Genomic DNA, 20952 nt, shown 5'->3' on the forward strand with positions numbered 1-20952 from the left:
GCCGCGACCCCGGCCGAGGGCGCGGCGCCCGCCGCGGAGACCCCCGCCCCGGCCGCGGCGCCCGCCGTCACCCCCGCCGGCGGCGCGTCCGCCGCCTCGGGCGAGGCCCCGCTGCTGAGCGCCCGCAACCTGCGCATGCGGTTCAAGGTGCGCGGCGGCATGTTCGGCCGGGCCACCGACTTCTACGCCGTGGACGACGTCTCCTTCGACCTGTACAAGGGCGAGACGCTGGGCATCGTGGGCGAGTCCGGGTCGGGCAAGAGCACCCTGTCGCGGATGGTCATGCGGCTGCTGGAGCCCACCGAGGGCACCATCACCTTCGAGGGCCGCGACATCAGCCACCTGCCGGAGCGCCGGCTCCGGCCGCTGCGCCGCGACATCCAGATGATCTTCCAGAACCCCTACTCCTCGCTCAACCCCCGGGTCACCATCGGCGACACCATCGGGGCCGCGCTGCGCGTGCAGGGCGAGCGGGACACCCGCAAGATCCAGCGCCGGGTGCAGGAGCTGCTGGAGCGGGTCGGGCTGGAGAGCACCCACTACAACCGGTTCCCGCACGCGTTCTCCGGCGGCCAGCGCCAGCGCATCGCCATCGCCCGCGCGCTGATCCTCCAGCCCAAGCTGGTGATCTGCGACGAGCCGGTGTCGGCGCTGGACGTGTCGACCCAGGACCAGGTGCTGCGGCTGCTGGACGAGCTGCAGGACGACTTCGACCTCACCTACATCTTCGTCGCGCACGACCTGGCCGTGGTCCGCCAGGTCAGCGACCGGGTCGCGGTGATGCGCAAGGGCGAGGTCGTGGAGATGGGCGACGGCGACACGCTGTACCAGGACCCGAAGCACGAGTACACCCGCCAGCTCCTGGCGGCCGCGCCCGTCCTCGACCCCGAGGAGGCGCGGGAGCAGCGGCGCGAGCGGGTCCGGCTGCGCCGGGCGGCCGCCGAGACCGCGTCGGCCTGACGGCCACCGCGAGGGGCCCGGCGGCGCGCCACGCGCGGCCGGGCCCCTTCGGCGTCGACTCAGCCCGGCAGCCGCTCCGGCCGCTCCGGCCGCTCCGCGCCCTTCGCGTCCTCGGCGGACCGGGAGGACGGCACCTCCAGCAGCCCCCACACGGTCAGCACCGTGTTCCAGAACATGACGATCGCCAGCGGGGTGAAGAACCCGTTCAGCGCCGCGGTGCGCTCCGGGTCGCCGACCGCGAGCATCAGCACGCCCAGCGCCCCGGCGCCGATCGCGCACGCCGCGGTGCACCGCAGCCAGCCGCCCAGTTCGTACCTGACGCGCGCCCGCCCGCCCGCCGGGCGCCGCTTCTCGGGCCGCGGGCCGCCGGCGAACCGGTGGGCGAAGCGCGCGTCGGCCCAGACGATCAGCGGATGCCCGTAGGCGACGGTGAACCCCAGGTAGAGCGCCCCGATGCCGTGCGAGGCGTCCGCCGTGCCGCCCGAGGTCAGGTGCAGGGCGATCACCGCGAGCAGGACCACGTCGAGCACGGGCACCAGGAGCAGCAGAACGGTGCTCAGCCGCGTGCGGCGCAGCAGGTACCGGGCCGCCAGGCCGCCCAGGACCAGCACCCAGAACAGCACCTCGCAGGCCAGGATGACGGCCACCACCATCGGACTCGCGTCCCTTCCTCGTCGTCGCGGACCGGGATCGGCCCGGACTCCAGCATCGGTCCGCGGGGGCCGTGCGGCATCGGCAGGGCTGACGATATCGGCGTACGACCTTCGGTGTACGCGCATGGCGGGCGGACGTGCTGAGATGGGGGCGTGATCCTGTCCCTCTCCCGGCGCTACGCGCTGCTCGACCGGCGGCTGCTCGGCGGCCGCGTCTACCTCGGCAGCACCCTGTGGGCCGCCGGGCACTTCGGCCTGGGCCTGCTGCTGTGGGGCCTGGGCTCCTACGTGCACCGGACGGGCGTCGACCCGCGCCTGCTGCTCGTCACGCTGACGGGGGTCTGCGCCGCCATCGCGCTGCGGCGCGCCGCGCCGGGCGGCGCGCTGGCGCTGGCGACCGCCGTGCTCGCGGTCGACGTCGCCGTGGGGCCGTCGATGTGGGTCGCCGTCTCCTACGGCGACCTGCTGTACGCCGCGTGCGTGTGGGGGCGGCGCCGGCTCGCCTACGGCGTCCTCGTCGTGGTGGGCGCCGGCCTGGCGGCCGCCATCGTGGGTGCCGTCTACGCCTACGCCGCCGGGTGGCTCCCGGGCCTGCTGGAGGTGCTGCAGATCATCGGCGTCTTCGCGCTGGCCTTCGTCACGCCGGCCATCGGGGGCATGAGCGTCCGTGAGCACCACCTGCGCGCCGAGCTGGAGCGCGAACGCGCCCGCCAGATCGAGCGCATGGCCGAACTCGACCGGCGCGGCGCGGTCGCCGAGGAGCGCGGCCGCATGGCGCGCGAACTGCACGACGTCATCGCCAACCACCTCAGCGCGATCGCCGTGCAGTCGACCGCCGCGCTGTCGATGCGCGAGCCCGACCCCGAGCTGACCCGCCGCATCCTCGGCGTGGTGCGCGACAACAGCGTGCAGGGGCTGGCCGAGATGCGGCGGATGATCGGGGTGCTGCGCGACGACGACGCCCCGGACCTGGACCGGGTGACGCCCCGGCTCAGCGAGGCCGACCGGCTGGTCGCCACCGCCCGCGACGCCGGGCTGGAGGTGCGTATGACCGAGCGCGGCACGCCCGTCGGCCTGCCGGTCCAGGTCGACGCGGCCGCCTACCGTATCGTGCAGGAGTCGCTGACCAACGCGCTGCGCCACGCCGAACCGCGCCGGGTCGACCTCACCGTGGAGTACCGGGCCGGTACCGCCGACGCGGCCGGCCGGCTGGTGATCACCGCCGAGAACGGCGTCGCGGCCGACCGGCGGTCCTGGGCGGCGGAACTGGGCACGGGGGCCGGGCTGACCGGCATGCGGGAGCGGGTGCAGCTGCTCGGCGGCGCCTTCGCGGCCGGGCCCGCCGACGGCGCACCGGAGCGCTGGCGGGTGCGGGCGGAGCTGCCGCTGGACGGCGGCGCCGGGCGGGCCGGCGCACGGGCGGACACCGACGACGACGGCGGAACGGAGCGCGGCGCGTGATACGAGTGGTCGTGGCCGAGGACCAGTGGGCGGTCCGGTCGGGCCTGGTGATGATCCTGGACGCCGCCCCCGACATCGAGGTGGTCGCCGAGGCCGCCGACGGCGAGCAGGCCGTCGCCGAGGTGCGGCGCACCGCCCCCGACGTCGTGCTGATGGACGTGCGGATGCCGCGCAAGGACGGCATCACCGCCACCCGCGAGCTCGCCGGCAGCGGGACGGACGTCCTCATCCTGACGACGTTCGACCTGGACGAGTACGTGTTCGGCGCGCTGCGCGCCGGCGCCGCCGGGTTCCTGCTGAAGAACATCGAGGCCGGCGAGCTGACCGAGGCGGTGCGGGTGGTGGCCCGCGGAGAGGGCATGATCGCGCCCGCGGTGACCCGCCGGCTCATCGCCGAGTTCGCCGGAATCGGCGGCGCCCGCGCCGGCGGCCCCGGCCGGGCCCCCGCGGTGAGCCCGGCCGCGCTGGCCGAGCTGACCCCGCGCGAGCGCGAGGTGCTGGCCCGGGTGGGCGAGGGCCTGTCCAACCAGCAGATCGCGCGGCGCCTCGGCATCACCGAGACCACCACCAAGACCCACGTCAGCCGCATCCTCGCCAAACTCGGCCTGCGCAGCCGGGTGCAGGCCGCGATCATCGCCCAGGAGCTGGGCGCCGCGGACCCGGAGGGCCCGTAGGCGGGACGGCTACGCGGCGCGGACCAGGGCGGCCAGGAGCGCGTCGAGCCCCTCGCGGAAGTCCCGGTCGTGGTCGGGGGCGGCACCCGCGTGCGCGGCCAGGTGCGGGAACCGGCCGTCGACCGCGGCGGGGGCGGGGCTGGGCAGCCCTTCGGCGCGCACCTGGTGCACGACCGCCCCGGTGACGTAGGAGTCCAGCGCGGCGGCGGCCCGCGGCACCGCGGCGCCGGTCAGCCCCGCCTCGGCGAACGCCCCGTACTGGAGGTCGCGGGCGCGCAGCGCCGCCTCGGTGTCGGGGCGGCGGTTGATGAGCAGGGGGAGCGCACCGGAGTGGCGGAGCAGCCGCGTCCGGTAGGCGTGCGCCCAGTCGCGCAGCCGCTCGTCCCACGGGCGGTCGTCGGCGGCCGGGTCGGCGCCCTCGGGGTCGTCGGCGCCGTCGTCGGGGTCGTCGCCGGGCAGCGGACGGGGGGCGTCGCCGTCGGGCCGCGCCACGTCGGTGACGTGGTCGGCGATGGCGTCGAACAGCGCCTCCTTGCCCAGCGGGAAGTGGTGGTAGACGGCCATGGCCTCCACCTGGAGGGCGTCGCCCAGGCGGCGCATGGTCAGGCGGCGCAGCCCTTGGCCGTCGATGATGCGCAGGGCCTCGTTGATGATGCGGTCGGCGCTGAGGCCGGCGTTGTTTCGACTCACGCCCCGATCCTAGGGTTACCGTGTAAAGCACGGGGCCGAGTGACACACCTCGCCTCGCGTGGTGATCTCGGCCACCCCTAGAGTGTCCCCCGGGCGGCAGCGCCCGGAAGCGATCAGCACACGAGTGACCAGCACACGACCAGTCGGGAGCGAGCATGGGGTTGGCAGGCCGGAAGGTCGACGCGGAGGCGCGCCGCCGCCACAGCGAGGACGAGGACCTCGCGCGGCGGCTGCCGGAGCTGATGGAGGCGGTCGCGGCCGCCGAGCGAAACCTGGCCGCCGCGCACGCGGCCGGTGCCGACAGCGCGGAGCTGCACCGGTGCGGCACCGGTCTCGACGCGGCGCTGACCGACGCCATGCGGGCCGCCTACGCCCGGGAGCGCGTCCTGGTCGGCCCGCGCGGCCGCGTCGACCGCCTCTACCGGCGCAAGCGGCTGGCGCGCCCGGAGATCCGGCGGGCCACCGAACTCGCCGAGCGGCTGCTCACCGCCCGCGAGGAGCACCGCCTGCACGGCGTCCGGCGGGTGCCGCGCAGCCCCGTCGCCGCCTGAGGCGTGCACCGGCGCCGCCCCGATGGCAGGATCGTGGGGTGGCGCCCCGCGACCGGGACGCAGCGGACACGGGAATGGGAAGCTGATGCCGGACACCATCCGAATCGATCCCGCCTCCAAGGTGCCCCCCTATGAGCAGATCCGGGCGGCGGTGGCCAACGCCGCCGCCCGCGGCGACATGCCGGTCGGCGCCAAGCTGCCGACCGTCCGCGCCCTGGCCGAGCGGCTGTCGGTGGCGGTGAACACCGTCGCCCGCGCCTACCGGGAACTGGAGCAGGCCGGGGTGGTCGAGACCCGCGGCCGCTCCGGCACGTTCGTCGCCGCGAACGGCGACGCCCAGCGCGCCGAGGCGGTGGCGGCGGCCCGCGCCTACGCCGACGCCGTCGCCCGGCTCGGCCTCGCCCCCGGCGAGGCCCTGGACATCGTCGCCGCCGCGCTGCGCCGCTGACCGCGCCGCCGGCGGCGGCACCGGGGCGGACGGCGCTACCGACGGCGACGCGGCCGCCTCCGCCCGGCCCCCGGTGCGCCGCCCCCGTGGACGCGCGACGGCCCCGCGCCGCCGGGAGGCGGGCACGGGGCCGGTCGGGGCCGCGGAGCGGTCAGCTGGCGAAGTCGAGCAGCTGCTGCGCCCGGCTGGGGTGCCGGAGCTTCGACAGCGACTGCTTCTCGAGCTGCCGGATGCGCTCGCGGGTCAGGCCGAGGTGCTTGCCGATCTCGTCGAGGGTGCGGGGCCGGCCGTCCATCAGGCCGAACCGCAGCGACATGATGGTGGCCTCGCGCGGTTCGAGGTCCTCCAGCGCGCGCCGCAGCTGGTCGGCCATGAGCTGGCGGTCGACCACCTCCGACGCCTCGGACGCGTCGATGTCCTCGATGAGGTCGCCGATGCGGGTCTCGCCGTCCTCGCCGATGGTGGAGTCGAGGCTGATCGGCTGGCGGGTGACCCGCAGCAGCTCCTCGATCTGGTTGGGCGTCTTGTCGAGTTCGAGGGCCAGCTCCTCGGGGGTGGGTTCGCGGCCCAGGGTCTGGTGCATGTCGCGCTCCAGGCGGCTGACCTTGCTCAGCAGCTCCAGCACGTGCACGGGCAGGCGGATGGTGCGCGCGGAGTCGGCGAAACCGCGCTGTATGGCCTGGCGGATCCACCACATGGCGTAGGTGGAGAACTTGAAGCCCTTGGTGTAGTCGAACTTCTCGACCGCGCGGATGAGCCCCAGGTTGCCCTCCTGCACCACGTCGAGCAGGGACATGCCGCGGTCGCTGTACTTCTTGGCGACCGAGACGACCAGCCGCAGGTTGGCCTCCAGCATGTGCTGCTTGGCGCGCCGCCCGTCCTCGGCGATCTCGGCCAGCTCGTCGCGCTCGGTGCCGCCCGCCTCGGCGGCCGGGGCGTCGTCGAGCAGGCCCAGGCGGTACTCGGCGTACAGGCCGGCCTCGATGCGCTTGGCGAGGTCGACCTCCTCCTCGGCGGTGAGGAGCTGGCGGCGGCCGATCGCCTTCAGGTAGGTGTGGACGGAGTCGCCCATGGCGGGCGACTGGTCGTCGAGGTCGGCCTCGGGGACGTCCTGCTCCCGGGCGGCCCTGCCGACGGTCCTGGCGGGTGCCGGACGCGCGGTGTCGAGGGCCTCCTCGAGGGCGTCGTCCTCGGCGTCGGCGTCCACGGACTCCACCGCCGCGGCGTCGTCGCCCCCGTTGGCGAGCCGCACTCCGGCGTCGGTGAGTTCCCGCAGGATGGAGCGGCCGTCCGCCGGGCTGATGCCGGCGGCGGAGAACGCGGCCCGGAGCTCCCCGAGGGACAGGTGTCCCTGGGAGCGCCCCCGGGTGATCAGCTCGTCCAGAGCCGCCGACGCGACGGTGCTGCCTGCGGTCTCGGCCACCGTGGGAGAAGTGGCTAGGGCAGTGCGCGACATGAAGGCACCTCCCTCCCTTCCAAGACGTAGGCGCGTGGCGGTCAAGGAGATCCGCCGTGGTGACGCGCCAATATGTCTAACGTGTCAGAGAGTCAAATGTTCCCGGTCTCGAATTGATATCGCCGGTCGTGGCCTAGGTCACGGCCGCGAACGTGGCCCGGAGGTCCGTCGGGCGGGTATGGGGGAGGCCCGCCCGGCCCGCCGCGCAAGGGGCCGCCGGCCTCGTCGCCGGCGGGGTCGATCCGATGGTCCGCACACCGACCTCCTTCGCGGACGGGTCACGCCGATGATCTGGTAGACGCCCGCGGGGAGGCGGAAGTTCCCTGTTCCTCCGCCCGTCTCTCGGTTGTCCGCTTTCGGTTACGGCTGCCCAGCCGGACGCGGGTCATTCCTGCGCACGGCCGGGGGCCCGCAGCGCCGCCAGGTCGGGCTTGCCCGAGGCCAGCAGCGGCAGGGCCGCGCGCAGCTCCAACTCCCGGGGGGCGGCGTAGGCGGGCAGTTCGGCGCGCACGGCCGCCCGCAGCCGCTCCAGGGTGGGCGGGTCGGCGGGGTCGGCGGGGACGACCACCGCGGTCACCCGCTCGCCCCACTCGGGGTCGGGGCGGCCCACCACCACGGCCTCGGCGACCCCGCCGACCCGGGCGAGCACCCCCGCGACCTCGCCGGGCACCACCTTGTGCCCGCCGGTGTTGATCAGGTCGTCCGCGCGGCCGCGCACCCGCAGCCGGCCGTCGGGGCCCACGGTGCCGAGGTCGCCGGTGGCGAACCACCGGGTGCCGTCGGCGTCGGCCGCCAGGTGGGCGCGGGTGCGGTCGGGGTCGAGGCGGTAGCCCTGGAACAGCACCGGGCCCGACAGCAGCACCCGCCCGCCGGGGTCGGTGCGCACGGCCACCCCGTCCAGGGGCACGCCGTCGTAGACGCACCCGCCGCACGTCTCGCTCATGCCGTAGGTGGTGACGACCCGCCCGCCTGCGGCGCGCGCCGCGTCGAGCAGGCCGTCCCCGGCGGCGGCGCCGCCCACCAGGATCGCGCCGAACCGGGACAGGTCGGCGCCCTCGGCGAGCAGCCGGCGGAGCTGGGTCGGCACCAGGGACACGTGCGGGCGGCGGCCCCCGGCGGCCGCCAGGGCGGCGGCGGGGTCGGCGCCGCCGGTGAGCAGGTCGCCGCCCGACACCAGGGCGCGCAGCAGCACCTGCAGGCCGGAGACGTGCGCGGTGGGCAGTACGCACAGCCACGCGTCGCCGGGGGCGGCGCCCAGGCGGCGCACCGAGGCGGCGGCCGAGTGCCGCAGGGCGGCGGCGGACAGTTCGACGCCCTTGGGCGTGCCGGTGGAGCCGGAGGTGGCGATGACCAGCGCCGTGCCGGGGCCGGTGGGGGCGGGGTCGGGCAGCGCGGTGGTGCCGTCGGGGGTGCGCAGCGCGTCGGGCCGCAGCGCGCCCAGCAGCGCCCGCAGCCGGGGCGCGGGCGTGGCGGGGTCGACGGGCAGTAGCGCGGGGCCGGTGCCGTCGAGGGCGGCGGACAGGGACGCGGTCAGCGCGGCGGGCTCCAGGCCCATCACCGCGTGCAGGGGTCGGTTCACCACGATGACCCAGGTTAACGGGGGTCGGCGGGGCGGTGCGCGGGCGGGGCCGCCGAGCGCCGGCGCCCGGGGAGGGGACGTCGCGTTCGGGCGCACCGGGGCGGAGGACTAGAGTTGACGACCGGACGAGCGACGTCGTTCGGGCTGGTGTGCCCGGGTCCGTCGATGGCTTTCGGATGGGAGAGACCGGAATCGTGAGTGGCGTGAAGTGGCAGCGGTCGGGCGAGTACAGCGACATCATCTACGAGACCGCCGAGGGCATCGCCAAGATCACGATCAACCGGCCGGAGCGGCACAACGCGTTCCGCCCGCAGACCCTGTTCGAACTCCAGGAGGCGTTCAACCTCGCCCGTGACGACTCCGAGGTCGGGGTCATCATCTTCACCGGCGCCGGCGACCAGGCGTTCTGCTCCGGCGGCGACCAGAAGATCCGCGGCGACGACGGGTACATGGGCGACGACGCCGTGGCCCGCCAGGGGATCGGCCGGCTCAACGTGCTCGACCTCCAGGTGCAGATCCGCCGCCTGCCCAAGCCGGTCATCTGCATGGTCGCCGGCTGGTCGATCGGGGGCGGCAACGTCCTCCAGGTGTGCTGCGACCTCACCATCGCCGCCGACAACGCCAAGTTCGGCCAGACCGGGCCCAAGGTCGGCTCCTTCGACGGCGGCTACGGCTCGTGGCTGCTCGCCCAGACCGTGGGCCTGAAGAAGGCCCGCGAGATCTGGTACCTGTGCCGCCAGTACTCCGCGCAGGAGGCCCTGGAGATGGGCATGGTCAACACGGTCGTCCCGCTGGAGCGGCTGGAGGAGGAGACCGTCGCCTGGGCCCGCGAGATGCTGGAGAAGTCCCCGCTGGCGCTGCGCATGGTCAAGGGCGCCATCAACGCCGTCAGCGACGGCGCCGCGGGCATGCAGCAGTTCGCCGGCGACGCGACGATGCTCTACTACATGAGCGAAGAGGCCCAGGAGGGCCGCGACGCCTTCAAGGAGAAGCGCCGCCCCGAGTTCGACCGGTTCCCGCGCCGCCCCTAGTAAGGTCCGGCGCGGTGCGCCGACGACACGTTCCCCGCCGCGGCGGGGCGGGCTGGCGAGCGGGGAGTGCGGAGGAGATGGACGACGCCGTTGCGGGACGCGCGTTCGCGATCCCCATGCGGACGCGGTTCCGCGGGGTGACCCGGCGCGAAGGGCTGCTCGTGTGCGGCGCCGCCGGATGGGGGGAGTTCTCCCCGTTCGCGGAGTACGGCCCGCGCGAGTGCGCCCGCTGGTGGGCGGCGTGCCGCGAGGCCGCCGAGGACGGGTTCCCGGCGCCGGTGCGCGACCGCGTCCCCGTCAACGCCACCGTCCCCGCCGTCGGCCCCGACGAGGCCGCGCGCATCGTCGCCCGCAGCGGGTGCGGCACGGCCAAGGTGAAGGTCGCCGAGGCCGGGCAGGACCCGGCCGAGGACATCGCCCGGGTCGAGGCCGTCCGCGACGCCATCGGGCCGGGCGGCCGGGTGCGGATCGACGTCAACGGGCGGTGGGACGTCGACACCGCCCTGCGCATGCTCGCCGAGCTGCGCCGGTTCGACCTGGAGTACGTCGAGCAGCCGTGCGCGACCCTGCCGGAGCTGGCCGAGGTGCGCCGCCGCGGCGGCGTCCCGGTCGCCGCCGACGAGTCGATCCGGCGCGCCGAGGACCCGATGAAGGTCGTGGCCGCCGGCGCCGCCGACGTCGTCGTGCTCAAGGTGCAGCCGCTCGGCGGGGTGCGGGCGGCGCTGCGGGTCGCCGAGGCGTGCGGGCTGCCGGTCGTGGTGTCCAGCGCCGTGGAGACCTCGGTGGGGCTGGCGGCGGGGGTGGCCCTGGCCGCCGCGCTGCCGGAGCTGCCCTACGCGTGCGGGCTGGCGACCACGGCCCTGCTCGGTGCCGACGTCACCGACGACCCGCTGGTCCCGGTCGACGGCCACCTGCCCGTGCGGCCGGTGGCGGTGGACGAGGAGCGGCTGCGGGAGGTCGAGACCGACCCCGCGGCGTGGCGCGACCGCATGGCGGCGGCGCGCGCGGCGTGGCACGCCGCCCACGGAGGGGAAATGAACCGTTCGCCGGGCGGAGCCCGTTCCCGCCGCGATACTGGGTAGGGGAGAGGCAGACCGGGGGGCGCGCGGCGGTGGCCCGCGCCGACCCGGACGGGCGGGGGGAACGTGGCCGGTCTCGCAGTCGGAGACGGACGATCGCGGCGCCGGACCGTGTTGCAGCGGTCGAGGGCGGACGGCGGCGGTGCCGCGTGCCGCCCGGGGCCGAGCGGACACCGCGCGCCCGACCGCGCCGGCGCGGGGGAGCGCGGGCGCGGGCCCTTCGGCGGCCGGGCCGGGCGCGGGCCCTCCGCCGCCACCCGCACACACCTGACGACTAGAGAGACCGGATGAACCCCTCCACCGCCCTGGCGCGCGTCCTCGTCGACGAGCTGGCCCGCTGCGGCCTGACCGAGGCCGTCATCGCGCCGGGGTCGCGTTCCACGCCCTTGGCGCTCGCCCTCGTCGCCCATCCCGACATCCGCGCGCACGTCCGCATCGACGAGCGCTCCGCATCGTTCCTCGCGCTCGGCCTGGCCCGCACGTCGCGCCGCGCGGTGGCGCTGGTGTGCACCTCGGGCACCGCGGCCGCCAACTTCCACCCGGCGGTGCTGGAGGCCGACCAGAGCGGGGTGCCGCTGCTGGTGCTGACCGCCGACCGCCCGCCCGAGCTGCGCGGCACCGGCGCCAACCAGACCGTCGACCAGATCGAGCTGTACGGGTCGGCGGTGCGCCTGTTCACCGAGGTCGGCGTCCCCGAGCCCGTCACCGGCATGGTGTCGTACTGGCGGTCGCTGGCCTGCCGCGCGTGGGCCGCCGCCGGACCCGACCGCCCCGGCCCCGTCCACCTCAACCTGGCGCTGCGCGAACCCCTGGTGCCCGACCCCGGCGACTCCGGCGCCTGGTGCGAGCCGGTCGACGGCCGCCCCGGCGGGCGGCCGTGGATCGACCGGCCGGCCCGCCCGGCCGAGCCCGCGCCGCTGGAGCTGCCGCCCGTGGAGCGCGGGGTCATCGTCTGCGGCGACGGCGACTACGACGCCGTCCCCTACCTGGCGCTGTCCGCGGCCACCGGGTGGCCGCTGCTCGCCGAGCCCACCTCCAACGCCCGCCGCGCCGACGCCGTGTCGTCCTACCGGCAGCTGCTGGCCGCGCCCGGGTTCGCCGCCGGCCACGCCCCCGACCTCGTCGTCAGCGTGGGCCGCCCGGGGCTGTCCCGGCAGATGTCGGCGTACCTGCGGCGGGCCGCCCGGCACATCGTGGTGGGCGACCACCGCGCGTTCGCCGACCCCGTGCGCACCGCCACCGACGTCGTGCCCGCCGTCGCCCCGCCGCCCGGCGCCGACCCCGACACCGCGTGGGCGCGGTCCTGGCGCGACGCCGAGGCCGCCGCCCGCGGTGCGCTCGACGCCCTGCTCGACGGCGAGGAGGCGCTGAGCGAGCCCCGCCTGGCCCGCGACCTCGCCGCCCACCTGCCGCTGGGATCGCTGCTGTTCGCCGGGTCGAGCATGCCCATCCGCGACCTCGACGCCGCCATGTCCGCCCGCTGCGGCGCCCGCATCATCGGCAACCGCGGGGTCAGCGGGATCGACGGCACCGTCTCCACGGCCGTCGGCGCCGCGCTCGCCCACCAGCGCGACGGGGGCGGCGGCGGGTACGCCCTCATCGGCGACCTCGCCCTGCTGCACGACCAGAACGGGCTGGTCATCGGCCCGGGCGAGCCCCGCCCCGATCTCGCCATCGTCGTCGTGAACAACGACGGCGGCGGCATCTTCTCCGGGCTGGAGCAGGCCGGCCACCCCGACTTCGAACGGCTCTTCGGCACCCCCCACGGCGTCACGGTGGAGCGCGTCGCGGCGATGGCCGACCTGCCCTATACCCGCCTGGAGTGGGCCACCGACCTGCCCAAGACGCTGCTGGGCGAGGGGGTCCGGCTGATCGAGGTGTGCACCGACCGGGCCGCGTCGGCCGTGCTGCGCCGCCGCGTCCAGGAGGCCGTCACCGCCGCCGTCGACGGCTGAGCCGGTCCCCGGGGCGGCGCCGCGCCGGCCCCGGCGCGATACTGGGCGCCATGCCCGACGTCCTGCACCTGACCGCCCTGGACCACTGGCGCGCCGCCGGCGCCGAGATCACCGCCCCCTCCCTGGCGACCGAGGGGTTCGTGCACGCGTCGCCCGACGTGCCCACCCTGCTCGCCGTGGCCGACCGGTTCTACGCCGGCGCCGACGCGCCGCAGGTCGCCCTCGTGGTCGACACCGACCGGGTCGGCGCCGAGGTGCGCTGGGAGGCCGCGGTGCCCGCCCCGCCGCCCGGCGTGCCCGAGGGGACGCTGTTCCCGCACGTCTACGGGCCCATCCCGCGCGCCGCGGTGACCGGCGTGCGCTACCTGCGCCGCGACCCCTGGGGGGCCTACACGGCGGCCGAGGAGCGGGGCGCCACGGCCGAGGCGCTCGACCTGCTGCCGCACCCCGAGGGCGGCTGGTACCGGTCGACCTGGCGGGCCGCCGCGACCGTCCGCCCGGAGGGGTACCCGGGGCCGCGCCCCACCGCCTCGGCGGTGCTGTTCCTGCTGGGGGCGGGCGAGGAGTCGCGGTGGCACCGCGTGCGCTCGGAGGAGGTGTGGCTGCACCAGCGGGGCGGGCCGCTCCGGCTGGAACTGGGCGGCACCGGCGCCCGGCCGGCGCCGGGCGGGCCCGCGTACGCGCTGGGCGCCGACCCGGCGGCCGGGCACGCGCCGCAGGCCGTCGTCCCGGCGGGCACCTGGCAGCGGGCGCGCCCGCTGACCGCCGCGGAGGCCCTGGTCTCGTGCGTGGTGTCGCCGGGGTTCGACTTCGCCGACTTCGAGGCGGTGCGGGAGGGGTAGTCGCGCGGGCGGGCCCGCCCGACCCTCCTTCCCGCGGCCCTCTGGCGCCCCGCCGCCCGGGCTAGGGCAGGATCGCGTCGACGTAGCCGCCGTCGACCCGCAGCGCGCCGCCGGTGGTCGCCGACGCCTGCGCCGACGCCAGGTAGACCACCATGTTGGCGATCTCCTCGGGTTCGATCAGGCGCTGGATCAGCGACTGCGGCCGGTGCGCCCGCATGAACTCGCGCTGCGCCCGGTCCCATGGCAGGTCGCGGTCGACCAGTTCGTAGACGAAGTCCTCGACCCCGCCGGTGTGGGTGGGCCCGGCGATGACCGCGTTCACCGTCACCCCGGTGCCCGCGGCCTCCTTGGCGAAGCCCCGGGAGACGCCCAGCAGCGCGGTCTTGGACATCCCGTAGTGGATCATCTCGGCCGGGGTGACCACCGCGGAGTCGCTGGCGATGTACTGCACCCGCCCCCACCCCCGGCCGGTCATCCCGGGCAGGTAGGCGCGGGTGAGCCGGACCGCCGCCAGCACGTTCACCTCGAAGTAGCGCCGCCACTCGTCGTCGGTGATCTCCAGGGCCGGTGCGGCGCCGAAGATCCCGAGGTTGTTGACCAGGACGTCGACGCCGGGCAGCGCCGCGACGACGCGCGCGGCCCCCTCCTCGGTGGCGACGTCGGCGGCCACCGGCACCACGTCGGCGCCCGGCACCTCCGCGCGCAGCCGGTCGGCGGCGGCCGCCACCGAGCCCTCCGACCGGCCGTTGACCGCCACCCGCGCCCCGGCGCGGGCCAGGCCGGCCGCGATGGCCGCCCCGATGCCCTGCGTCGACCCGGTGACCAGCGCGGTCCTCCCCGAAAGGTCGATCCGCATGTCCGCGCCCCTCCCTGCTCCCCGCTCGTCCGCTCGTCCCCGCGCCACCCGATTCGATCATCCGGCGCCGCCGCGCGCCACCGCGCCACTCCGCGCGGGGCGCCCGCCGCCGGGGGCGCCACGGGGTCATGATCAGGTTCATTCTGGGGTGGTGTCGGGCAAAAACCCGAATCGCGGTCACCACACCGGGTACCCCGACCCCGTGCCGGTCGCGGCGTCCGCCGCTCCGGCCACCGGAAGCCGACGGTGGAGGAACGACACGGGGGAGTTGGTTCGCCATGGCGCCGCAGCGAGCAGCGCAGGAGTTCATCGGCCACAAGCTGCTGGACCGCGAGGGCCACAACGTGGGCCGGATCGAGCAGGTCTACTTCGACGACCGGACGGACGCGCCGAAGTGGGCCGCGGTGCAGACGGGGATGTTCGGCGCCAAGCACAGCCTCGTCCCCCTCCAGGGGTCGCGGGCCACCGAGGACGACCTGATGGTGCCTTTCGACAAGGACACCATCAAGGACGCCCCGCGCATCGACGCCGACGACCACCTGTCCATGGACGACGAGGACACGCTCTACCGCCACTACGGCGTCACCGTGCCCGGCCAGCGGGCCGCCGAGACCGGCCCGACCGGGGAGGCCGCCGGGCGGGCCGCCGCCGGCCCGGCCGCCGCGGGCGCGCCGGGGACCGCGGGCCGCGCGGGGACGGAGGACCGGGCGGGCGGCCCGGCCGGCGCCGAGGACGACATCACCATGGTCCGCTCCGAGGAGCAGGCGCACATCGGGGTGGAGAGCCGGGAGAGCGGCCACGCCCGCGTCCGCAAGACCGTGGACAGCGAGCACTTCGAACAGGACGTGCCGGTCACCCACGAGGAGCTGCACGTCGAGCGCGTGCCGCTCACCGAGCAGGACCGCGACGCGGCCGCCGCGGGGCGCATCGGCGAGGAGGACGAGACCGAGGTCACCCTCTACGCCGAGCAGGCGGTCGTCGCCAAGGAGTCGGTGCCGGTGGAGAAGGTGCGGATCTCCAAGGAGGAGGTCACCGAGAACCAGCACGTCCAGGGCGAGCTGCGCAAGGAGCGCGTGGAGGTCGAACGGGACACGGACGCGCCCGACGACCGCCGCCGCCCCCCGGCGGGCTGACCCCGGCCCCGTCCGGCGCCCCGGCGGCGCCCCCCGAGCGGGGGGCGCCGCCGCCGTGTGCGGAGGCCCGGGACCGCGGGCTATTTACGATACAGAGCACATCTGTATTGTATGTCGCATGACGGATCGCGAGCGGGTGCCCGGGCGCCCCCGGAGCAAGGACGCCGACGCCGCCGTCCTGGCGGCGGCGCTGGACCTGCTGATCGAGGCCGGCGTCGGCGCGGTCGGCTTCGAGCAGGTCGCCCGTCGGGCGGGCGTCACCCGGGCCACGGTGTACCGGCGCTTCCCCGACCGGACCCGGCTGCTGGTCGCCGCGGTCGAGGCCGCTTTCGGCGACCCGCCGGCCGAGCCGGAGATCCGCGACGTCGAACACGTGCTGTCCGGCTGGGCGCACGTCCTCAGCGATCCGCGGACGCGCCGCCTGCTGCGCCGGCTCTACGGCGCCATGGACGACGTCCCCGAGCTCGCCCGCGCCTACCGCGTCCGCTTCGGGGAGCCCCGCGACCGGGCCCGCGCCGCGGTGTTCGAGCGCGCCCGCGCCCGCGGGGAACTGCCCGAGGACACCGAACCGCAGGTGCTGCTCGACGTCCTCACCGGCGCGGTGTGGCAGCACCTCGCCACCCGGCCCGACACCGCGACGGCGGCCGAGGCCGAGCGCTATCTGCGTGCCGTCCTCCACCAGGCCGGATACCGGCCCGGCGGCCCTTACCCCCCGGCCCCCGAGGGCCGGTGACACCCGGGAAACCGGGAGACAGGAGCAGGACATGCCGTCCTCCGCCGACGTCCGGGCGCGGGAGCGCACCCGCGCGTTCGCCCGCGTGATCGGGCCCTACATCGCCGTCTTCACCACCGTCTACGCGATCCGCCTGCCCGAACTCACCGAGGTGGGCGTCGGCCTGTTCGCCCGGCCCGACATGGTGTTGATGCTCGGGGCGATGATGCTGGCGGGCGGACTCGTCATCATCGGCGTGCACCGCAACTGGCGCGGCCCGCTGGCCGTCACGGTGTCGCTGTTCGGGTGGTTCGTCGCACTCCGCGGCCTGCTGCTCATCGCCGCCCCGGCGGCGCTGGAGGCGGGCGTCGACACCACGCTGGCCTCGCCGGCGCTGACGGCGGCGGCACGGGCGTTCTTCGGCTGCCTGGCGGTCGCCGGCCTGCTGCTGGCCTACGGCGGCTGGTCCACCCGCTCCCCCCGCGCGGCCGCCTCCGCGTCGCCGGCGTCCGCGGCCGGCTGACCGGCGCGGCGGTGTCGGCGGTCAGGACCCGCCGGTGTCCCGGTGCGGGTCGGCGGGGTCGTCGACGGGGACGGAGCGCAGGACCTCGTCCGCCTCGTTGTAGTCGGCCGCGGGCATGGCGCGCAGCGCGGTCAGGACCTCCCGGATCGCGCCCTCCCGCTCGGCCTCGGCCACGACGGTGTCCCGGTCCACCGGGAAGCCGGTCGCGCGCAGGGCGCGGCGGACGGGTTCGAGATCGCGCGGTGCGACCATGGCGGACCTCCTCGGGTCGGCGGGGCGTGCGCCGCGCGGGCCGACCGGGTCCGCGCGCACGCGGGGCGGCTGCCCCCGATGCCGGCCGGGCAAACGCCGCCGGCCGGCATCGGGGCGCCGCGTACCGGGCGGGGCGGTGGGCGGGCGTCGGGCCCGTCGGGCCCGGTCACTCGGTGATGACGACCTCCAGGGTGCGCGGGCCGTGGACGCCCTCGACCCGGTCGAGTTCGATGTCGCTGGTGGCCGAGGGCCCGCTGATCCAGGTCAGCGGGCGGCGGGGGTCCAGGCGGGGCAGCGCCTGCGGGACCGCGTCGACCACCTGGTCGGCGCGGACGACGCACAGGTGGTAGTCGGGCACCAGGGTGAGCACGCGGCGGCCCTGCGCCGCCCCGGCGTCGAGCACGATGGTGCCGGTCTCGGCGATCGCCACCGCGCAGCCCGTCACGACCCCGTCGACCGCGTCGAGTTCGGCCACCGGCAGCGCGCCGTCGGGCACCGCGACGGCGTCCGCCGCCGCCAGCCAGTCCCCGGGCAGGTCGGCGGGGACCGCGACCCGCCGGGCGCCCCGGCGCGCCAGGGCGCGGGCCAGGGCCTCCGCCAGCCCGTCCGCCGGGACCCGGTGCACCACGGCCCGGTAGTCGGCGACCCGCTCGGCGAACAGGGCGACGCGCTCGCCCCCGCCGTGGGCGGCGGCGTAGTCGCGCGGTACGGCGACGTCATCGGGGCGCTCGGCGGCGGGGACGTCGGCCAGCGCGGCGCGCACCCGGCCCAGGATCCGCTCGCGCGAACCGCTCATCGCTCTCCTCCTCGGGTGGTGGCCGGACGTGGGGCGGGGGCGTTCACCGCGCCCCCTCGCCGGGGCCGGACCGCCGCCGCCACCAGGACCGGAACGACTCCTCGGGGATCTCGGGCAGGTCGCGGGTGTCGGTCCAGGCCGCCCCGGGGCCGGGCAGGTGCCGGGGGGCGAGGGACCGGGCGGCCGAGGCGGCGCGCTGCGCCGCGTCCAGCCGCCGCCGGTCGCCCAGGACCCAGCCGGCCGCGCCCATGGCGGCCCGTTCGGCGCGGTGCCCGGCGCCCCCGGCGACCTCCTCGCGCAGGTGCACCAGCACCTCGGGGATGTCGATGGCCACCGGGCACACCTCGTAGCAGGCCCCGCACAGCGACGACGCGAAGGGCAGCGCGGCCTCGACCGCGCCGCCGGTGCCGCGCAGCTGCGGGGTGAGGATGGCGCCGATGGGCCCCGGGTACACCGAGCCGTAGGCGTGGCCGCCGGTGCGCTCGTAGACGGGGCAGATGTTCAGGCACGCCGAGCAGCGGATGCACCGCAGCGCCTGGCGGCCGACCGTGTCGGCGAGGACGTCGGTGCGCCCGTTGTCGAGCAGCACGACGTGCACCTCCTGCGGCCCGTCGCCCGGGGTGACACCGGTCCAGGTGGAGGTGTAGGGGTTCATCCGCTCGCCGGTCGAGGAGCGGGGCAGCAGCTGGAGGAACACCTCCAGGTCCGACCAGGTCGGCACGAGCTTCTCGATGCCCACGACCGAGATCAGGGTGTCCGGCAGGGTCAGGCACATCCGGCCGTTGCCCTCGGACTCCAGCACCACCAGCGTGCCCGTGTCGGCCACGGCGAAGTTGGCCCCCGACACCGCCACCCGGGTGCGCAGGAACCGCTCGCGCAGGTGCACGCGGGCGGCCTCGGCCAGGGCGCGCGGGTCGTCGCCCAGCCCGTCCGGCGCGGGCGCGCCCCACGCCGCCATGCGGTCGCGGAAGATCTCCCGGATCTCGGCGCGGTTGCGGTGGATGGCGGGCACCAGGATGTGCGACGGCAGGTCGTCGCTGAGCTGCACGATCAGCTCGGCGAGGTCGGTCTCGTAGGCGGTGATCCCGGCCTCGGCCAGGGCCTGGTTCAGCTCGATCTCCTGGGTGGCCATCGACTTGACCTTCACCACGTCGCGCTCGCCCGTGGCGAGCACCAGGTCGGTGACGACGCGGTTGGCCTCGGCGGCGTCGGCCGCCCAGTGCACCTGCCCACCCGCCGCCGTGACCGCCGCCTCGAACCGCTCCAGGTACACGTCGAGGTGGCGCAGCGTGCGGTCCTTGACCGCCTTCCCGGCGGCGCGCAGGCCGGCCCAGTCGTCGAGTTCGCCGACGACGGCCGCCCGCTTGTCGCGGATCGTGTGCGTGGCCCTGCGCAGGTTGTGCCGGAGCTGGGCGTCGCCGGTGGCGGCGCGGGCGGCCTCGGGGAACGCGGGCATGCCGACGAAGGTGGCGCTCATATCCGGGCGGGCTCCTCTTCGGTGGAGGCGAGGATCTCGGCGAGGTGCACGACCCGGACCCCGGCGCGGGCGCGCTCCAGGGTGCCGCCGATGTGCATGAGGCAGGAGTTGTCGACCGCGCACAGCACCTCGGCGCCGGTGTCGGCGACCCGGCGCGCCTTGTCGGCGCCCATGGCGGCCGACACGTCGGGGTTCTTCACCGCGAACGTGCCGCCGAACCCGCAGCACTCCCGCGCGCCCGCCAGTTCCACCAGCTCCAGGCCGCGCACCGCGCGCAGCAGCCGGTAGGGGCGGTCGCCCAGCCCCAGCAGCCGCAGCCCGTGGCAGGTGGGGTGGTAGGTGACCGTGTGCGGGAAGTAGGCGCCGACGTCGGTCACGCCGAGCACGTCCACCAGCAGCTCGGTGAGGTCCAGGACGCGCGGGGCGACCTCGGCGGCGGCCCGGTCCAGGCGGCTGCCGGGCGCGCCCAGCCGGGGGTAGTTGTCGCGGACCATGGCCGCGCACGAGCCGGACGGGACGAGTACGGCGTCGGCGTCGGCGAACGTCTCGACGAACCGGACGGCGAGCCGCTGGGCGTCGCGCCGGTAGCCGGTGTTGTAGTGCATCTGGCCGCAGCAGGTCTGGTCCTCGGGGAAGACGACCTTGTGCCCCAGCCGCTCCAGCAGCCGCACGACCGCCTTCCCCGTGCGGGGGAACAGGGTGTCGTTGAGGCAGGTGATGAACAACGCGATGCGCATGCGCTCCCTCGCTTCCGGCGCGCCCCGGGGAGCGCGCGCCCCTCCGACTCTAGGCGCGGGCCGGCCCGCCGCCCGGTACCCCGGGGGGCGTGCCGGGGCCCGGCCGCCCCGGGAGCGCCCGCGACTGGTCCGACCTCTGGCGCGGGAACCGGCCATCGGCGGCCCGTTCGGTGCCTCCATCGGTGGATTGGTCCGACCACTTCTACGCGTGGTCGGGCGGGGGTGTCAAGATGGGGCGAGCGGCGGCGGCGGTCCGCGCCGCGGAGGAGGACCCGTGACCCTGCCCGACGGCGCACCGGACGCGCCGCCCCCCGGCGACCGGATGCCGGCCGCCCAGCGCGCCATCGAGCACGTCAAGGCGCGCATCGCCGACGGCACCTTCCGGCCCGGCGACCGGCTGCCCGCCGAGCGGGACCTGGCCGCCGACGCGGGCGTGTCGCGCGGCTCCCTGCGCGAGGCCGTGCGCGCGCTGACCGCCCTGGGCGTGGTCGAGGTGCGCCGCGGCGCCGGGGTCTACGTCACCGCGCTGCGCCCGGCCGACCTGCTGGAGGCGTTCTCGGTGCTGGCGGAGGTGGCGGACGGCGCGACCCTCATCGAGGTCCTCCAGGTGCGCCGCATGCTGGAGCCGGCCGCGACCGCGCTCGCCGCCGCCCGCGCCGACGACGCAGGGCTCCGCCGGCTGGGGGAGATCCTGGACCGCATCGACCCCGCCGGCAGCGAGTACGACACCGTCACCGCCGACCTCACGTTCCACCAGGCGATCGTCGCGATCACCGGCAACGCCACCCTGGCGGCCATCAACGACGGCCTTTCCTCGCGCACGCTGCACGCCCGGGTGTGGCGGGGGCACCGCGAGGCCGGGCGCGCGGCGCGGCTGCGCGAGGACCACGAGCGCATCCACCGCGCCCTGCTCGACCGCGACCCCGACGCCGCCCGCGCCGCCGCCACCCTGCACGTGCTGGAGGTCGAGCGCTGGCTGCGCGCCGACCTCGCGGCGGGCCCCGACCCCGCCTGACGGCCCCGGCGGCCGCCCGCGCGGGGGAGAGGGGAGGCCCGGGGCCGGCCCGTCCCCCCGGGAGCGGGCCGG

Annotated in this window: 22 protein-coding genes; 13 read left to right on the forward strand and 9 right to left on the reverse strand. The window is 76.4% G+C overall.

Annotated elements, in window-relative coordinates; translation table 11 throughout:
• The coding region (locus NT8_RS18420; protein WP_157515882.1) for an ABC transporter ATP-binding protein at window positions 1–960 on the forward strand (960 nt) is incomplete at its 5' end.
• 59 nt (window positions 961–1019) lie between these two features.
• Here the strand turns inward: NT8_RS18420 and NT8_RS18425 are convergent.
• Window positions 1020–1613, reverse strand: coding sequence for a hypothetical protein (locus NT8_RS18425; RefSeq protein ID WP_067971082.1), 594 nt, complete (start codon window positions 1611–1613; stop codon window positions 1020–1022).
• Window positions 1614–1766: 153 nt separating this feature from the next.
• Between NT8_RS18425 and NT8_RS18430 the strand changes: the two genes are divergently transcribed.
• Together NT8_RS18430 and NT8_RS18435 are read left to right on the forward strand one after the other, a co-directional pair.
• Entirely contained in the window at window positions 1767–3074 is a 1308-nt protein-coding gene (locus tag NT8_RS18430) for a sensor histidine kinase (RefSeq protein WP_067971083.1), read from the forward strand.
• On the forward strand, window positions 3071–3748 hold the full coding sequence (locus NT8_RS18435) for a response regulator (protein WP_067971085.1): 678 nt from the start codon (window positions 3071–3073) through the stop codon (window positions 3746–3748). The genes NT8_RS18430 and NT8_RS18435 overlap by 4 nt, the downstream gene beginning before the upstream one ends.
• 9 nt (window positions 3749–3757) lie before the next feature.
• Here NT8_RS18435 and NT8_RS18440 read toward each other — a convergent pair whose 3' ends face one another.
• Entirely contained in the window at window positions 3758–4438 is a 681-nt protein-coding gene (locus NT8_RS18440) for a TetR/AcrR family transcriptional regulator (protein ID WP_067971087.1), read from the reverse strand.
• A 155-nt stretch (window positions 4439–4593) separates the two neighbouring features.
• Between NT8_RS18440 and NT8_RS18445 the strand changes: the two genes are divergently transcribed.
• Together NT8_RS18445 and NT8_RS18450 are read left to right on the forward strand one after the other, a co-directional pair.
• The gene (locus tag NT8_RS18445) at window positions 4594–4989 is read left to right on the forward strand and encodes a hypothetical protein (RefSeq protein ID WP_067971089.1); all 396 of its coding nucleotides are present in this window, start codon (window positions 4594–4596) and stop codon (window positions 4987–4989) included.
• Window positions 4990–5074: 85 nt separating this feature from the next.
• Window positions 5075–5437 carry a GntR family transcriptional regulator gene (locus NT8_RS18450; RefSeq protein WP_067971091.1) on the forward strand — a complete coding sequence of 121 codons (363 nt, stop codon included), beginning with the start codon at window positions 5075–5077 and terminating at the stop codon, window positions 5435–5437.
• Window positions 5438–5588: 151 nt separating this feature from the next.
• Here NT8_RS18450 and NT8_RS18455 read toward each other — a convergent pair whose 3' ends face one another.
• Together NT8_RS18455 and NT8_RS18460 are read right to left on the reverse strand one after the other, a co-directional pair.
• A complete protein-coding gene (locus NT8_RS18455) occupies window positions 5589–6893 on the reverse strand; it encodes an RNA polymerase sigma factor (RefSeq protein WP_067971093.1) in 1305 nt (434 codons plus the stop codon).
• Window positions 6894–7278: 385 nt separating this feature from the next.
• Window positions 7279–8448: an AMP-binding protein gene (locus NT8_RS18460; protein WP_067971095.1), complete on the reverse strand. Its 1170-nt coding sequence runs from the start codon at window positions 8446–8448 to the stop codon at window positions 7279–7281.
• 200 nt (window positions 8449–8648) lie between these two features.
• Between NT8_RS18460 and menB the strand changes: the two genes are divergently transcribed.
• From menB to NT8_RS18480, 4 genes are all read left to right on the forward strand, one after another.
• Window positions 8649–9503 carry a 1,4-dihydroxy-2-naphthoyl-CoA synthase gene (gene menB, locus NT8_RS18465; protein WP_281203488.1) on the forward strand — a complete coding sequence of 285 codons (855 nt, stop codon included), beginning with the start codon at window positions 8649–8651 and terminating at the stop codon, window positions 9501–9503.
• 77 nt (window positions 9504–9580) lie between these two features.
• Window positions 9581–10585: an o-succinylbenzoate synthase gene (locus tag NT8_RS18470; protein WP_067971097.1), complete on the forward strand. Its 1005-nt coding sequence runs from the start codon at window positions 9581–9583 to the stop codon at window positions 10583–10585.
• Between the two features lie 284 nt (window positions 10586–10869).
• Window positions 10870–12537: a 2-succinyl-5-enolpyruvyl-6-hydroxy-3-cyclohexene-1-carboxylic-acid synthase gene (menD, locus tag NT8_RS18475; protein ID WP_067971099.1), complete on the forward strand. Its 1668-nt coding sequence runs from the start codon at window positions 10870–10872 to the stop codon at window positions 12535–12537.
• 50 nt (window positions 12538–12587) lie between these two features.
• Entirely contained in the window at window positions 12588–13379 is a 792-nt protein-coding gene (locus NT8_RS18480) for a cupin domain-containing protein (protein ID WP_067971101.1), read from the forward strand.
• A gap of 61 nt (window positions 13380–13440) precedes the next feature.
• On the opposite strand, the gene NT8_RS18485 is transcribed toward NT8_RS18480, so the two are convergent.
• Window positions 13441–14235, reverse strand: coding sequence for an SDR family NAD(P)-dependent oxidoreductase (locus NT8_RS18485; protein ID WP_067971103.1), 795 nt, complete (start codon window positions 14233–14235; stop codon window positions 13441–13443).
• A 278-nt stretch (window positions 14236–14513) separates the two neighbouring features.
• Here NT8_RS18485 and NT8_RS18490 point away from each other — a divergent pair, with 278 nt between their 5' ends.
• The 3 genes from NT8_RS18490 (at window position 14514) to NT8_RS18500 (ending at window position 16603) form a co-directional block, all read left to right on the forward strand.
• Window positions 14514–15368: a DUF2382 domain-containing protein gene (locus tag NT8_RS18490; protein ID WP_067971105.1), complete on the forward strand. Its 855-nt coding sequence runs from the start codon at window positions 14514–14516 to the stop codon at window positions 15366–15368.
• 118 nt (window positions 15369–15486) lie between these two features.
• Entirely contained in the window at window positions 15487–16101 is a 615-nt protein-coding gene (locus NT8_RS18495; protein WP_084469069.1) for a TetR/AcrR family transcriptional regulator, read from the forward strand.
• A gap of 31 nt (window positions 16102–16132) precedes the next feature.
• Window positions 16133–16603, forward strand: coding sequence for a hypothetical protein (locus tag NT8_RS18500; protein ID WP_067971110.1), 471 nt, complete (start codon window positions 16133–16135; stop codon window positions 16601–16603).
• Between the two features lie 21 nt (window positions 16604–16624).
• Here NT8_RS18500 and NT8_RS18505 read toward each other — a convergent pair whose 3' ends face one another.
• The 4 genes from NT8_RS18505 to NT8_RS18520 all read right to left on the reverse strand — a co-directional run bounded on the left by NT8_RS18505 (window position 16625) and on the right by NT8_RS18520 (window position 19865).
• Window positions 16625–16855, reverse strand: a complete 231-nt coding sequence (locus NT8_RS18505) for a DUF2795 domain-containing protein (RefSeq protein ID WP_067971113.1) — start codon at window positions 16853–16855, stop codon at window positions 16625–16627.
• Window positions 16856–17021: 166 nt separating this feature from the next.
• Window positions 17022–17651 (reverse strand): LutC/YkgG family protein, encoded by a 630-nt coding sequence (locus tag NT8_RS18510; RefSeq protein ID WP_067971116.1) that lies wholly within the window; start codon window positions 17649–17651, stop codon window positions 17022–17024.
• Between the two features lie 43 nt (window positions 17652–17694).
• Entirely contained in the window at window positions 17695–19128 is a 1434-nt protein-coding gene (locus tag NT8_RS18515) for a lactate utilization protein B (protein WP_067971118.1), read from the reverse strand.
• A complete protein-coding gene (locus NT8_RS18520) occupies window positions 19125–19865 on the reverse strand; it encodes a (Fe-S)-binding protein (protein WP_067971120.1) in 741 nt (246 codons plus the stop codon). Before NT8_RS18520 ends, NT8_RS18515 begins: the two co-directional genes overlap by 4 nt.
• A 322-nt stretch (window positions 19866–20187) precedes the next feature.
• Here NT8_RS18520 and NT8_RS18525 point away from each other — a divergent pair, with 322 nt between their 5' ends.
• Window positions 20188–20880, forward strand: coding sequence for a FadR/GntR family transcriptional regulator (locus tag NT8_RS18525; protein ID WP_067971124.1), 693 nt, complete (start codon window positions 20188–20190; stop codon window positions 20878–20880).
• The last annotated feature ends 72 nt before the right edge of the window (window positions 20881–20952 follow it).

The organism is Nocardiopsis trehalosi NBRC 14201, assembly GCF_001552555.1.
GTDB classification, from domain to species: domain Bacteria; phylum Actinomycetota; class Actinomycetes; order Streptosporangiales; family Streptosporangiaceae; genus Nocardiopsis_B; species Nocardiopsis_B trehalosi.